This is a genomic window from Anaerococcus vaginalis ATCC 51170, from assembly GCF_000163295.1.
In the GTDB taxonomy this organism is placed as follows: Bacteria; Bacillota; Clostridia; order Tissierellales; family Peptoniphilaceae; genus Anaerococcus; species Anaerococcus vaginalis.
In genome coordinates, this window is the sequence record NZ_GG700527.1 from 1724836 (window position 1) to 1738937 (window position 14102).

At 28.5% G+C, this 14102-nt stretch carries 14 protein-coding genes; 11 read left to right on the forward strand and 3 right to left on the reverse strand.

Annotated features, from left to right (window positions below):
- Positions 1–601: 601 nt before the first annotated feature.
- On the reverse strand, positions 602–877 hold the full coding sequence (locus HMPREF0078_RS08015) for a hypothetical protein (protein WP_004839649.1): 276 nt from the start codon (positions 875–877) through the stop codon (positions 602–604).
- Between the two features lie 144 nt (positions 878–1021).
- Here HMPREF0078_RS08015 and HMPREF0078_RS08020 point away from each other — a divergent pair, with 144 nt between their 5' ends.
- The 11 genes from HMPREF0078_RS08020 to HMPREF0078_RS08070 all read left to right on the forward strand — a co-directional run bounded on the left by HMPREF0078_RS08020 (position 1022) and on the right by HMPREF0078_RS08070 (position 12827).
- Complete coding sequence (locus HMPREF0078_RS08020; protein WP_004839651.1) at positions 1022–2257, forward strand: putative DNA modification/repair radical SAM protein; 1236 nt, start codon at positions 1022–1024, stop codon at positions 2255–2257.
- Positions 2258–2260: 3 nt separating this feature from the next.
- Complete coding sequence (locus tag HMPREF0078_RS08025) at positions 2261–2992, forward strand: TIGR03915 family putative DNA repair protein (protein WP_004839652.1); 732 nt, start codon at positions 2261–2263, stop codon at positions 2990–2992.
- Between the two features lie 186 nt (positions 2993–3178).
- Positions 3179–3433: a hypothetical protein gene (locus tag HMPREF0078_RS08030; protein ID WP_004839653.1), complete on the forward strand. Its 255-nt coding sequence runs from the start codon at positions 3179–3181 to the stop codon at positions 3431–3433.
- Positions 3434–3441: 8 nt separating this feature from the next.
- Positions 3442–3705, forward strand: a complete 264-nt coding sequence (locus tag HMPREF0078_RS08035) for a hypothetical protein (RefSeq protein WP_004839655.1) — start codon at positions 3442–3444, stop codon at positions 3703–3705.
- 642 nt (positions 3706–4347) lie between these two features.
- Complete coding sequence (locus HMPREF0078_RS08040; protein ID WP_004839656.1) at positions 4348–5718, forward strand: ABC transporter substrate-binding protein; 1371 nt, start codon at positions 4348–4350, stop codon at positions 5716–5718.
- Positions 5719–5859: 141 nt separating this feature from the next.
- The gene (locus HMPREF0078_RS08045) at positions 5860–6705 is read left to right on the forward strand and encodes a carbohydrate ABC transporter permease (RefSeq protein ID WP_004839658.1); all 846 of its coding nucleotides are present in this window, start codon (positions 5860–5862) and stop codon (positions 6703–6705) included.
- Positions 6705–7541: a carbohydrate ABC transporter permease gene (locus HMPREF0078_RS08050; protein WP_004839659.1), complete on the forward strand. Its 837-nt coding sequence runs from the start codon at positions 6705–6707 to the stop codon at positions 7539–7541. Before HMPREF0078_RS08045 ends, HMPREF0078_RS08050 begins: the two co-directional genes overlap by 1 nt.
- Before the next feature lie 4 nt (positions 7542–7545).
- On the forward strand, positions 7546–8589 hold the full coding sequence (locus tag HMPREF0078_RS08055) for a LacI family DNA-binding transcriptional regulator (RefSeq protein WP_039920655.1): 1044 nt from the start codon (positions 7546–7548) through the stop codon (positions 8587–8589).
- Complete coding sequence (gene malQ / locus HMPREF0078_RS08060; RefSeq protein WP_004839662.1) at positions 8586–10046, forward strand: 4-alpha-glucanotransferase; 1461 nt, start codon at positions 8586–8588, stop codon at positions 10044–10046. Before HMPREF0078_RS08055 ends, malQ begins: the two co-directional genes overlap by 4 nt.
- A 51-nt stretch (positions 10047–10097) precedes the next feature.
- Entirely contained in the window at positions 10098–11210 is a 1113-nt protein-coding gene (locus tag HMPREF0078_RS08065) for an ABC transporter ATP-binding protein (RefSeq protein ID WP_004839663.1), read from the forward strand.
- A gap of 255 nt (positions 11211–11465) precedes the next feature.
- Positions 11466–12827, forward strand: a complete 1362-nt coding sequence (locus HMPREF0078_RS08070) for an MATE family efflux transporter (RefSeq protein ID WP_039920657.1) — start codon at positions 11466–11468, stop codon at positions 12825–12827.
- A gap of 55 nt (positions 12828–12882) precedes the next feature.
- Here HMPREF0078_RS08070 and HMPREF0078_RS08075 read toward each other — a convergent pair whose 3' ends face one another.
- A complete protein-coding gene (locus HMPREF0078_RS08075) occupies positions 12883–13536 on the reverse strand; it encodes an HAD family hydrolase (RefSeq protein WP_004839667.1) in 654 nt (217 codons plus the stop codon).
- Between the two features lie 20 nt (positions 13537–13556).
- Positions 13557–14096: a GNAT family N-acetyltransferase gene (locus HMPREF0078_RS08080; protein WP_004839669.1), complete on the reverse strand. Its 540-nt coding sequence runs from the start codon at positions 14094–14096 to the stop codon at positions 13557–13559.
- Between the last annotated feature and the right edge of the window lie 6 nt (positions 14097–14102).

A 14102-nucleotide genomic window follows, 5' to 3' on the forward strand; every position in this document is an offset into this window, starting at 1 on the left:
ATTTTTCAAAAAAAATGTTTAGAATCGATTTCACTGGGTATTATTATAATAACAGAAGATAAAATCTTCTGATAGTCCACTAGCATGGATAATAAAAATGCTTAAGTTTATAGTGATATATGAGATTTAAAGCTATAAATGTATTTAGACTATAAAAATTTAAATGGATTTAAAATCTGAATTCTTATATTATAAAACTTTATAATAGTGAAGCTTTATTTAAAAAAAGAAAATAGTATAAGATTTCATAGAAAAAGTGGTGGAAATTAATTGTTAAAGTAGAGCCATCTGACATTTTTCTAAAAGATTTGTTTATAGGATAAATAGAAAAAAAGCAAGCAAACAATTGAATAGATAAAGATTTTGTTAGGAGGAAGTTTTCCCATAAAATAAAAAAATATACAAAAAATGTCAATGTGCTAAGATATTTAATATATGAATATAGAGATTAGAAAAAAGAAAGGACAATAAGAGTGATTGAACCAAAAACAGAATCCTGTGCTAGTGGACATATAAAATAAATCGACTTTAAATTGTAAAGAAAGTTTAAAGTCGATTTTTTTGTGTTTATTTTTAAAATTTTTTGTTGTATATTTTTAAATTATTTGATTTTTTTCCTATACATTAATTGGTTTACCAAGAACAAAAAGGAAATTATAAAAAGATTTGTAAAGGAATCTGGACTTGATTTTTTACTTATCAATGAAAAAATTATATCTAGTACAAGATATATTGTAAAAGCGAAAAGGGTGTGGATTGATGTGTAATTAAAAATTTCGGCATCTCTTTTGTCGCCAAATTTGTATTTTGTTAAAAGTAGGATGTTTACAACCAAGCTTGCAAGTAAAATTATTATTATTAATAGATTTGTTTTCATAATATATTCCTTTCTTTTTTGCTTTATCTTTATGATAGGTTAAAAAATATTCTGTGTCAAATAGCTTATTGAAGATATTTTCTTGAAAGTTTTAAAAAATTCTTATATAATAATAAGACATTAAGAGTCTAAAAGGAGCGGGCTATGGATACTTTAGAAAAATTGAAAATTTTGACGGATGCTGCAAAGTATGATGTGTCTTGTTCTTCATCGGGTTCTAATAGGAAAAATTCTTCAAAAGGATTGGGCAATGGGCATTTTGCTGGGATTTGTCATTCGTGGAGTGAGGATGGAAGATGTATTTCTCTTTTAAAAATTTTATTTACTAATAAGTGTATTTACGATTGTGAATATTGTATTAATAGGTTATCAAATGTCACAAAGAGAGCAGAGTTTACTCCTAGAGAAGTTGCGGATTTGACTATTAATTTTTACAAGAGAAATTATATTGAGGGTTTATTTTTATCTTCTGGAGTTATAAAAAATCCAAATTATACAATGGAGCTTTTGATAAAAACTGCGGATATTTTGAGAAATGAATATCATTATAATGGCTATATTCACATGAAATCAATACCAGGCGCTGATTCTGATTTGCTCAAAAAAATGGGACTTTTGGTGGATAGGATGAGTGTGAATGTGGAACTTCCTCTAGAAAAATCTCTAAAAATTCTAGCTCCCCAAAAATCTATAAAGGCGATTGAATCTTCTATGGATTTTGCCAATAAAAAAATTGTTCAAAGGAAAAATGAGATTAAATTATACAAGCATACTCCAAAATTTCTTCCAGCAGGACAAACAACCCAGATGATTATAGGAGCAGATGAGGAAAGTGATTTTGACATTGTAAGTAGGGCGGAAAATTTGTACGACGATTATTCATTAAAGAGGGTTTTTTATTCAGCTTTTGTTCCAGTTGTAAAAAGTGAATTTACAAAAGATATAAAAAAAGCTCCTCTTTTAAGAGAACATAGACTCTATCAAGCTGATTGGCTTTTGAGGTTTTATGGTTTTAAATCTTCTGATTTATTAAATGAGAAAAATAAAAATTTTAATTTAAGAATAGATCCCAAAACAGATTGGGCGATAAATAATATTTCGAAGTTTCCAATGGAAATCAACAAGGCGAGCTTTTATGATTTAATTAAAATTCCAGGAATTGGAATAATTTCTGCAAGAAAAATTGTAAATGCAAGAAAATACAGAAAACTTGAATATTGGCATTTGAAAGCCTTAAATATTTCTGTAAAAAAAGCCAGAAATTTTATAACTGTAAATGGCAAGTATCAAGGTTTAAAAGTCAAAGACAAAAAAGAGTTGAAAGAGAGGATGAGCCTTTCTGATCCAAAATCTTTTGAGCAATTATCATTTTTTGGGTGAAGTATGAAAATTATAGTTTATGACGGAACTTTTGAAGGTTTTTTGACGGTAATTTTTACACAATATAAAGAAATTTTCAAAATAAAAATAGAAAGGGAAAAAGATCAAATTTCTTTTCTTGACCAAAAATATATAAAAACAGATTTTGAAAAAGTAAAAAGAGTTGAAGATTCTATAAAGAAAAATATTTCCAAAGAATTTTTTTGTGATATAAAAATAGCCTTTAAATCAGATTATAAAAACAAGGACACGATAATTGCAAGATTAATAAAACTTTCTTTTTTAAAGGGAGGAAAAATTACAAAATCAACCAACAAATACGCCATAGCCTTTAATAAAATGGTTAAAAATTACAGCAGGGAGGCTCATACTTTTATGGGGCTTTTGAGATTTAAGGAAATCCAAGAAGGATTTTTGTTTGCCCAATATGAATCCCACAACGATATTTTAGAAGATTTGTCCAGACATTTTTTACAAAGAATGCCAAAGGAAAAATTTGTGATATACGACAAAAATAAAAACAAGGCTTTTGTATCAATTTATGGAAATTTTGAAGTGGTAGAAATATTAAATCTTGATATAAAAGAAAGTAAGAAGGAAGAATTTTTTCAAAATCTATGGATAGGATTTTACGATGCCATAGCCATAAAAGAAAGAAAAAATAAAAAACTAATTATAGAAAATATGCCAAAAAAATACTGGAAATATTTGCCAGAAAAAAATAGAAAAAATTGAAAAGGAGCACAAGCTCTTTTTTTATTGTAAAATAACATATTTAATTGCTTTGTGTTATCTATTTTAAAAAATATTATAATTATTTTTTAAAATTTATATTATAAAATTGGATTTAATATTTTTTATTGGGGTAAAAAATTAAAAGAGAGAGTAAGTATTTGAGTTTAAAAAATAATAAGGAGAAATATGGAAGATAGGACAAGAAATTTTCAAATTATAGGAGCAAGTCTTTCTTATATTCTTGTAATGTTAATATCATGGGTGAAAAATTTAAATACCAGCGGACCAAACGCTATATTTTCGACAATGATATTATTTGGATTGACTTATAAAACTTTTATAAAAAAAGAAAAACTTAAAAAAAGTGAATTTATTTTTAGATTTTTAACCATACTTGGTTTTGGCGCTATAATGCTTACAAGTTTTCGTGATTTAATTTAGGAGGAGATATGAAAAGACAAGTTGAAGTACCAATTTTTATTTTGGGAATAGTAATATGGGTTGTTGCAATATTTTTGCCAGTTGATAGTTTGGAATTTATTTTAGGAAACGGATTAAGGCCATTAGGACTTGCAACAATATTTATTTGCCCGATTTTGGGAATAATTGGAATGCTTTTTTCTATAAAAAATAGAAATATCATATTATCGTTTTTAAATATTTTTTTAATACTTGCTTTTCCAATTACTATGAGTATTGGATATTATTTTTAATAAATTGTAAAAAGACCTTATGTATCGGAGCGTAGACAAACTAAGGAAATTCTCATTTCGACCGAACGTAGTGAGCGGAGAAATCTCATTGGATCTCTCCGTGCGTTCGTTTCACTCACACTAAAACACGTTTGCTTTGCAAACTTCTTCGTGCTTTCACACTTAGTTTTAGGGATTATTGTGCCAAATCAAGGCACAATAATCTAGTCGATATGGGTTGTCTCATCACTTTAATTTTAAATTATTAAAAAATTATAATATGGATTTTGTATACGCTCTGAGACCTTAAGGTCTTTTTTTGTTGGATAAAATAATTTGAAGTAAAAGTCTTAGGGAAATCATTATTTTTTTGATAAATATTTTTAATTTTTATAAAAAATTTTATTTTTGTTTTTAGCCTTTGGAATTGTGGGATTTTATTTTTTGAAAATTTTCAAATTTTTTGAAAAAAAGTCTTGATTTTTATTTTGGAATATGATATAGTGAATTTACGGAAACGATACCGAAAACTGTTTGCTTTAATTTTTTTAAAATGCAAAGAAATTGAAAAATTCTAAAAAAATATTAATAGAGGGATTTTTGGGGTTTTCTTTTTATAAATGTTTTTGGTTAGTTTGAAAATAAAATGGAGGAATATTTTTTATGAAATTGAAGAAAACGTTATTGACAACTGCTTTAGTACTTGCATCTTCTCTTGCTCTTACTTCTTGTGGACAAAAAAATGATGCTGACAACAGCAATTCTAATGCAGGAAGTGCAGGAAGTGGAGAAAGTGCAAAGGGTTCTGTTTATTATTTAAACTTTAAACCTGAAGTTGAGGAAGTTTGGAACAAAATCGCAAAAACTTATACTGATGAAACTGGCGTTCCTGTAAAAGTTGTTACTGCTGCAAGTGGTACTTATGAATCTACTTTGAAAGCGGAAATTACTAAAAAGGATGCACCAACTCTTTTCCAAATCAACGGCCCTGTTGGTTACCAAAATTGGAAAGATTATACAAAAGATTTGAAAGATTCTGAACTTTACAAACATCTTATCGACAAAGAACTTGCTGTTAAGGATGGAGAAGGAGTATTTGGTATTCCTTATGTAGTTGAAGGATATGGAATTATCTACAACGATGCAATTTTACAAAAATATATAGGCCTTGACGGTGCAAAGATTAAAAGTGTTGATGAAATTAAAAATTTTGAAAAATTAAAAGAAGTTGCTGAAGATATGCAAGCTAAAAAAGAAGAGCTTGGCATCGATGGAGCTTTTGCTTCTACATCTTTAAAACCAGGTGAAGATTGGAGATGGCAAACTCACTTAGCAAACTTACCAATTTATTATGAATATAAAGATAATAAAGTAAAAGATATGGATGAAGTTAAATTCAAATATGCTGATAATTACAAAAATATTTTTGATCTTTATATTAAAAATTCTACAGTTGATCCAAATGCTTTAACTGGAAAAGCTGTTACTGATTCTATGGCTGAATTTGCTCTTGAAAAAGCTGCTTTTGTTCAAAATGGTAACTGGGCTTGGAGCCAAATTTCTGAAGTTTCTGGAAACAAAGTAAAAGAAGAAAATATTAAATTCTTGCCAATTTATACAGGTGTTAAAGGCGAAGAAAAACAAGGTATCTGTGTTGGTACAGAAAACTTCTTCTCTGTAAATTCACAAGCTAGTGAAGAAAATCAAAAAGCTACAGAAGAATTTTTAACTTGGTTATTTACTTCTGAAAAAGGAAAAGAATTTGTAACAAAAGATTTAGGATTTATTTCACCTTTCGATACATTTGAAGAAAAAGATCAACCATCAGATCCTCTTGCAAAAGAAGTTGTAAAATATATGTCTGACAAAGACTTATACAATATTGATTGGAACTTCACATCTTTCCCAAGCCAAGCATTCAAAGATTTCTTTGGACAAGCTCTAGGACAATATGCATCTGGAGAAATGAAATGGGATGAAGTTAAAGATTCTTTTGTAAAAACATGGAAAGATGAAAAAGCTGCTGCAAAATAAAAAAATAGCAGCCAAAAAAGATTATAGGTTAAATTAATCTATCTTTGTGATAGAAAAAATAGTCTGAATGTATGTTAGCTTGATTAAAAATCAATCCTGCATTCAGACTTTTTTTAAAACAAATCCATAAAGGAGGTTTTTATGGAAAAAATATTGAAAAAATATTTCCCATTTTTTGTATTACCTACTTTTTTAGTATTTTGTATAGTTTTTATTATTCCTTTTATACTTGGAATCGGACTTTCTTTTACAAAATTCACTACAATTTTTAATTCTGAGTTTGTAGGTTTTCAAAATTATGTAACAGCCTTATCAAGCGGACAAAGATTTGGCAGAGCTTTTGTTTTTACGGTTTTATTTACTATAGTTTGTGTAATTTCTATAAATGTTATAGCCTTTGCCCTAGCTGTTGTTCTTACAAGAAAAATTAGAGGCAAAAATTTATTTAGAACTGTATTTTTTATGCCAAACTTAATCGGTGGAATAGTCCTTGGTTATACTTGGCAAGTTATGATTGATTCATTTTTATTAAATTTTGGACAAACGCTTTTAGCAAATCAAAAATATGGATTTTGGGGCTTGGTAATACTTATGAATTGGCAATTGATTGGTTATATGATGGTAATTTATATAGCAGGTCTTCAAAATGTCCCACCATCACTTATAGAAGCTGCTGAAATCGACGGAGCAAGCAAGTGGCAAACTTTAAAATCTATAACAATTCCAATGGTTATGCCATCAATTACAATTTGTACATTTTTAACACTAACAAACAGTTTCAAATTATATGATCAAAACCTTGCCTTAACAGCAGGAGCACCATTGTATAAGACGGAAATGTTAGCTTTGAATATAGTAGATACTATGTTTTCAAGAAATGGATTTGAAGGAGTTGGACAAGCGAAAGCGGTTATTTTCTTTATTATAGTAGCAGCCATTGCCTATCTTCAAATCAGACTTACCAGAGAAAAAGAGGTGGAACAATAATGAAAGAAAAAACTATAAATGCAATTTTGTTTGTAATAATGTTATTTCTACTTGGAATTTTCCTATTTCCTATTGCCTTTATCCTTATGAATTCCTTTAAAGGAAAATTTTTCATAAGTGATTCTCCATTTACACTTCCAACAGGAGATACTTTTGCAGGGCTTGAAAATTATGTTTCTGGACTTGCAAGAACAGGATTTTTCCAAGCTGCAGGTTGGTCATTTTTTATAACAATAATTTCAGTTTTTGTAGTTGTACTTTTATCAGCAATGACTGCTTATTATTTAACAAGAGTAAAAAATAAATTTACACAAGTGATTTATTACTTGTTTGTTTTTTCAATGATAGTACCTTTCCAAATGGTTATGTTTCCAACAATAAAAGTTGCAGACTTTCTACATTTAAATAATCCAATCGGTATGGTTGTTTTATATTTAGGATTTGGAAGTGGGCTTTCAGTATTTATGTTCTCAGGATTTATAAAATCAATCCCAATAGAAATCGAAGAAGCATCAATGATAGATGGATGTTCGCCAATAAAACATTTCTTTTATATAATTCTTCCGATTTTAAAACCAACAGCAATTACAGTTGCAATTTTAAATACAATGTGGATTTGGAATGATTATCTTCTTCCATATCTTGTAATAGGAGTAAGTACTCCATACAAAACAATTCCAGTTGTAATCCAAATGCTTGTTGGAAGTAATGGAAACAAAGACTTGGGAGCTATGATGGCTATGCTTGTTCTTAGTATGCTACCAGTTATAGTATTTTATTTGACAATGCAAAAACACATAGTTAAAGGAGTTGCGGCAGGAGCAATTAAAGGATAAAAAATTGAAAAGAGTAACCATAAAAGACATAGCATCTATGTGTGGGGTAAGTGTGAGCACTGTTTCAAGAGCTATAAATAATGGTGGAGAAATAAGCGATGCCACCAAGCAAAAAATTCTTAAAACCATTGATGATTTAGGTTATGTGCCAAATCAAAATGCAAGAAATTTAAAAATTACAAAAACAAAAACAATAGCAGTTCTCATAAAAGGAATTACAAATCCTTTTTTTACACCAATGTTAAAAGTTCTCGAAGAAGAAATAACAAAAGCTGGTTACACTTTTGCTCTACAAAAAGTAGAAGAACATTTAAGTGAAATTGATATAGCTTATAAAGTTGTAAAAAATTTAAAGCCTGAAGGAATAATATTTTTGGGCGGATATTTTGTAGAAGATAGAAAAAAATTAAATTCTTTGGGAATTCCTTTTACAATGACGACGATAATAAATAAAGATTTAAAAATAAAAAAATCAGCTTGTCTTGGCGTAGATGATTTTGTTCAAAGCAAAAAAATAGTAAATTATTTGATAAGCATTGGGCATAAAAAAATTGCTTTTATAGCGCCAAGAATTGAAGATCAAAGTATAGGAAAGTTAAGGCTTATGGGCTACCAAAAAGCCCTAGAAGAAAATGAGATAGAATTTGATAAAAAATTAATTTTTTATCCAAAAAAGGGAACAAATCCCTATTCCATGGAACACGGATATGAAGTAGGCAAAAAAATTGTGAAAAAAAATATTCCGTGCACAGCAATTTTTGCAATTTCTGATACAGTTGCCATGGGAGCAATTAAGGCAATAGATGATTTTGGTAAAAAAATTCCGCAAGATTATTCAGTTGCAGGTTTTGATGGATTGGAAATAAATAAATATTTATTAAAACCAATCACAACCATAGTCCAACCAGCATCAGAAATTGCTTATGAGTCAGTAAAAGATTTATTTAAAATAATAAAGAAAAAACCGTATGAAAAGATAATGGAATTTGATGCTGAATTGTTTGTAGGAAAAACAACAGCACCAATTGTTAGTAAGGAGTTAGAATGAAAAAAGCAGGTATTTTATTACCCCTTCAAAGTCTAAATGGAGAAAATGGGATTGGAGATTTTGGAAAAGCTGCCTTTGATTTTATAGATATAATCAAAAAATCAGGATTCGATATGTGGCAAATTTTGCCATTAAATCCCTTAGGATATGGAAATTCTCCCTACCAGCCATATTCCTCTTTTGCTGGAGATGAAATTTATATAAGTTTAGACTTGCTATATGAAGACGGACTGCTTGAAAAAAAGGCTGAAAAAGTAGAGCAAAAAGAAAGAATTGACTATAATTTTGTAAGAAAATTTAAAGAAAAATATTTAAAAATTGCCTACGAAAATTTCAAAAAGACCAAAGAAAATCAAACAAAAGCTTACGAAGATTTTTTGAAATTTGATTTTGTGTACAATTATGGCGTTTTTATAACTTTAAAAAAAGAAAATAATTTAAGAAGCTGGAATGAATGGCCAGATGAGATGAAAAATTGGATTGTAGATAAAAAATTCGATTTGACACCTTACGAAGACAAAATCAATTATGAAATTTTTGTTCAATATATTTTTTACAAACAATGGATGAATTTAAAATCCTACGCCAACGAAAATAATATAAAAATTGTTGGAGATATTCCTTTTTATGTAGGACTTGATAGCCTTGATGTTTGGGAAAATCAACAATATTTTGAAATAACAAAAGAGGGCAATCCAAAATTAATTGCAGGCGTTCCACCAGATAATTTTTCGGCTACAGGACAAAGGTGGGGAAATCCTATTTATAATTGGGAAAAAATAAAAGAGGATGATTTTTCTTTTTGGATAAATAGACTTGCCTATAACGGAAAACTTTACGATATAGTAAGGCTTGACCATTTTAGAGCCTTTGATACTTATTGGGTAATAGATTCAAAAAATGAAACAGCTATAGAAGGCGAATGGCTTTTTGCACCTGGCTATGAATTGTTTGAAAAAATAAAAAAAGATTTGAAAGATGTAGAATTTATCGCGGAAGATTTAGGCGAAATAAGACCAGAAGTTTTTGAGCTTAGAGATTATTTTAACCTAAAAGGAATGGTAATAATTCAAACAGATATAAGAGCAACTGAAAAAAATTATATATACGCACCAGAAAATTCTATTTGTTATACAGGAACCCATGATAACAAAACGATTATGGATTGGTTTGAAGATTTAAGCGAAGAAGAAAAAGAAAATATAAATAAACTTTTCCAAAAAATCGGCATAAGAAACGAAAATATTTACGATAATTTTTTTGAATTTGCAATCAGATGCGATAGCGAATATGTAATAATTCCTCTACAAGATATTTTGGGTTTGGGCAAAGAAGCAAGAATAAATACACCAGCCACCTTGGATGAAAAAAATTGGTCTTATAAATTCAAATCAATGGAAAAATTAAAAGAAAAAGAAGAATTTTTGAAAGAAATTATAGAAAAAAATAGGAAATAAATTCATAATATTATAATTTACCCTGTAAATTTTAATATTAAAGGAGAAAAAATGGCAAATTTAAGTTTAAAAAATATAAATAAAATTTATGACAACGGCTTTCATGCTGTAAAAGATTTTAATATGGAAATAGAGGACAAGGAGTTTATAATCTTTGTAGGACCATCAGGCTGTGGAAAATCTACGACTCTTAGAATGATAGCAGGGCTTGAAGATATAAGCTCTGGAGAGCTAAAAATTGATGGGAAAGTTGTCAACGATGTCCTACCAAAAGATAGAGATATAGCTATGGTTTTCCAAAATTATGCTCTATATCCACACATGACAGTTTATGATAATATGGCATTTTCATTAAAAATAAATAAGGTGCCAAAAGATGAAATTGACAAAAAAGTAAAAGAAGCAGCAAAGATTTTGGATATAGAAAATCTATTAAAAAGAAAACCAAAACAATTATCAGGTGGACAAAGACAAAGAGTTGCTATGGGACGTGCTATAGTTAGAAATCCAAAAGTATTTTTGATGGATGAGCCATTAAGTAACCTTGATGCAAAACTTAGAGTTCAAATGAGAATAGAAATTTCAAAATTATATCAAAAATTGGGAACAACAATGATCTATGTAACTCACGATCAAACAGAAGCAATGACTCTTGGAACAAGAATAGTTGTAATGAAAGATGGAGTTGTTCAACAAATTGATACACCACAAAATCTTTACGATCATCCAAAAAATTTATTTGTTGCAAGTTTTATAGGCTCACCACAAATCAATTTGATAGATGTTAAAGCCGTAAAAGAAGGCGAAGAAGTATTCGTAGAAAATGATTATTTAAAATTAAAACTTCCAAAAGAAAAAGCAGATATATTAATCGATAAGGATTATATAGGAAAAAAAGTTGTATTTGGAATAAGACCTGAATCAATTTATGACGAAGAAGACTTTTTAGAAAAAGCTAGCGATGGCTCAATAATAAATGCAAAAATTAGAGTATTTGAGCTAATGGGAGCAGAAGTTTATTTGTATTTTGATTTAGGCGAAGATCAAATAACAGCAAGAGTAAATCCATCAACAAAAGCAAAAGTTGGACAAGAAGTAAAATTTGCTTTTGATATGGAAAAAACCTACCTCTTTGATCCAGAAACTTCTCTTATAATAGAATAAAAAATAAAAAACTGGTAAATATTTTTTTAAAACTTCTAATCAAAAGCGATTAGGAGTTTTTTGTTTTAAAAATTTTAAAAGTTAAAAGAAATATTTTTTAAAAAATTTCAAAAAATTTATTTTTGAGATTGATAAATATTGACAATTAAATTCGTTTTTTGTAAAATTTAGGAGATTATAGAGATTTAAATAATTATTTTTAATTAGTCTAATAGATTTGATAAAAAATTTTAAAAAAATATAAAGGAGATGCCTATGGAGAAAAGAAAAAATATTGATCTTACAAAGGAAAATATTGGAAAATCTTTAATAAAACTATCCATTCCTTTAACTCTTACAGCTTTTGTCCAAATCGCCTATACTTTGGTAGATATGATTTGGATAGGTAGACTTGGCTCTAATGCGGTTGCTGCTGTTGGAGTTTCTTATTTTTTGGCGTGGATTGCTGAGGCTTTGTCTTTGATTGCAAAAATTGGCGGAGGAGTTTATGCGGCTCAGGCTTATGGAAGAAAAGATAAAAAACTTACGTCTTTGATTTTACAAAATGGATATTTTCAAGGAAGTATTACTTCAATAATCTACATAATTTTAATATTTACTTTCAAAACTTATATTATAGATTTTTATAAACTAGGAGCAGAGGTTTCAAATTTTGCAAATGCTTATCTTTCTATAACAGCTTTGGGTTATATATTTGTATTTTTAAATCCGATTTTTTCCCAATCATTTTATTCGATTGGAGAAAGTATTACTCCTTTTAAAATAAATACAATTGGTTTGGTTTTAAACATAGTTCTTGATCCGATTTTTATTTTTGGTTTTGGACCAATTCCCGAATTAGGAATAAGGGGTGCGGCAATAGCTACTGTTACGGGACAAGCCACTGTATTTTTTATATTTTTATTTGTTATGAAAAGAAAAGTTGGCGTAATAAAAGATTCTCTTGAAAATTTTACACTTTCAACAAAATGGCAAGTGAGAATTTTTAAACTAGGACTTCCCGTTGCTTTTATCAGCGGAATCCACGCTCTAATAACTATGATTTTAAATAAATTAATGGCAAATTTTGGACCAAAACCAGTTGCAGTTTATTCAATAGGAAGTCAGCTCGAATCAATTTCTTGGAAAACAACAGAAGGATGCCAAGTTGTAGTTCAATCATTAATAGCACAAAATTATGGAGCAGGCCTAATGGATAGAGTGAAAAAAGGCGTCAAAGAAAGTCTAAAACTTGTCGGGGCAATTGGAATTATTGCTACAATTATTTTGTTTGCATTTAGAAATTATTTATTTGAAATTTTTGTGCCAGGCGATTTGGAAACAATAAATTTGGGTGCAAAATATTTGGCAATTCTTTCAGCAAGCCAACTTATGATGGCATTAGAAATAGGCTCTACAGGAATTTTCCAAGGCTTGTCAGATACAAGAACGCCATCAGCAATTTCTATAATATTTAACGCAGCAAGAATTCCAATATCAATTTTATTAATGCCATATTTTGGTGTTTTAGGAATCTGGCTATCAATGACAATAACATCAATTATAAAAGGACTTCTTTCACTTTTTCTTTTGAAAAAGAAAATGAAAAAGAATTTAAAAGTTATAGATTTTAGATGATTTTTTAAAATAAGAAAAATATTCAAAAAAATAACCACCTTTAGGTGGTTTTATTTTATAGATTTTTAATTTTTTCCATATCAATATCTTTGATATTATCAATTACCATATCTGCTTGTTTTTTTATTTTGTCCCATTCGTTTTTGTTGTAGGGGAAATCTTTTATGCCTACGGTTTTTATTCCAAGTTTTTTGGCGGATTTTACTGCATATAGGGCATCGTCGAATAAAACTGCGTCTTTTGCATTAATTTTATAATTATCAAGTGCCTTTTGCCAATATTCCTTGTCGCTTTTTTTGTAAGGAAATTTATCTGGAGTCAGGATAAAATCAAATAAATTTATTATGCCAAGTCTTCTTAGGGCATTTTCTAGATGAATTTTGTCAGTTGATGAACAAATACACATATCATAGCCATCGTTTTTTAATTTTTGTAAAATTTCAACAGCTCCGTCTTTTGCTAACAAATGATTTTTGTAGGCATCTGTTATTGTAGAAGAAAAATAATCTAAAACTTCTTTTTCGCTTTTGTCTTTGCAGACATTTTCTTTTAACCATTTTACTGTATCCAAAAATGATAAGGCTTCAATTTTTCCTTTCTCTTCAGTTGTAAGTTTGTAATTATATTCTTTTAAAAGTTTTGCTATTGGTTCTAGCCAAATGTGCATGGAATCAAGAATCGTTCCATCGCAATCAAAAAATAATTTCATAAAAACTCCTTAAAATTTTCTTATGCAAGTTTTATATTATCTTCAATGTAAGATTTTGGGAAAATTGAAGTTAATAAGTTCATATAATGTTCAAAATTTATAGTTTTATTTAAACTCATTAGCTCAAGATCAACTCCAAACCATGAAATGTTTATGTCAGTTTGCCTAAAGCCCAAATTTTTGTAAAAATTCTTTCTTTTTTGCCTTTGAACAAGGTTACAAGCATTTTCAACGCAAGGTTCAATTTCAATTATTATTGTTTTATTTTCTCTTTCATTCAAAAGTTCTATAGATTTTGAGCCAAGACTTAGTCCCCTATAATCGCTTTTTATGGCAAAATAATCAATCAAAAGTGTGTTATTGCTATCTGAATCCAAGGTAATAAACATTCCTACAAATTCATCGTCAAGCAAAATCGGAATAATTCTTCCCAAAGAATTTTCGCAAACTTTTATAATTTGGTCTAGAGGTTTTCTTTCAGCTTTTGGGAAAGCTTCTATATATAAATTTTTAATTTCTTCTAAGTGTTCTAAATAAGAATTTGATAAAGTTAAATTCATAAACTC

What these genes read in the sequence shown, in the direction of transcription:
- HMPREF0078_RS08015 (WP_004839649.1), bottom strand. Translation starts at nt 877, where the DNA reads ATGAAAACAAATCTATTAATAATAATAATTTTACTTGCAAGCTTGGTT.
- HMPREF0078_RS08020 (WP_004839651.1), top strand. Translation starts at nt 1,022, where the DNA reads ATGGATACTTTAGAAAAATTGAAAATTTTGACGGATGCTGCAAAGTAT.
- HMPREF0078_RS08025 (WP_004839652.1), top strand. Translation starts at nt 2,261, where the DNA reads ATGAAAATTATAGTTTATGACGGAACTTTTGAAGGTTTTTTGACGGTA.
- HMPREF0078_RS08030 (WP_004839653.1), top strand. Translation starts at nt 3,179, where the DNA reads ATGGAAGATAGGACAAGAAATTTTCAAATTATAGGAGCAAGTCTTTCT.
- HMPREF0078_RS08035 (WP_004839655.1), top strand. Translation starts at nt 3,442, where the DNA reads ATGAAAAGACAAGTTGAAGTACCAATTTTTATTTTGGGAATAGTAATA.
- HMPREF0078_RS08040 (WP_004839656.1), top strand. Translation starts at nt 4,348, where the DNA reads ATGAAATTGAAGAAAACGTTATTGACAACTGCTTTAGTACTTGCATCT.
- HMPREF0078_RS08045 (WP_004839658.1), top strand. Translation starts at nt 5,860, where the DNA reads ATGGAAAAAATATTGAAAAAATATTTCCCATTTTTTGTATTACCTACT.
- HMPREF0078_RS08050 (WP_004839659.1), top strand. Translation starts at nt 6,705, where the DNA reads ATGAAAGAAAAAACTATAAATGCAATTTTGTTTGTAATAATGTTATTT.
- malQ (WP_004839662.1), top strand. Translation starts at nt 8,586, where the DNA reads ATGAAAAAAGCAGGTATTTTATTACCCCTTCAAAGTCTAAATGGAGAA.
- HMPREF0078_RS08065 (WP_004839663.1), top strand. Translation starts at nt 10,098, where the DNA reads ATGGCAAATTTAAGTTTAAAAAATATAAATAAAATTTATGACAACGGC.
- HMPREF0078_RS08070 (WP_039920657.1), top strand. Translation starts at nt 11,466, where the DNA reads ATGGAGAAAAGAAAAAATATTGATCTTACAAAGGAAAATATTGGAAAA.
- HMPREF0078_RS08075 (WP_004839667.1), bottom strand. Translation starts at nt 13,536, where the DNA reads ATGAAATTATTTTTTGATTGCGATGGAACGATTCTTGATTCCATGCAC.
- HMPREF0078_RS08080 (WP_004839669.1), bottom strand. Translation starts at nt 14,096, where the DNA reads ATGAATTTAACTTTATCAAATTCTTATTTAGAACACTTAGAAGAAATT.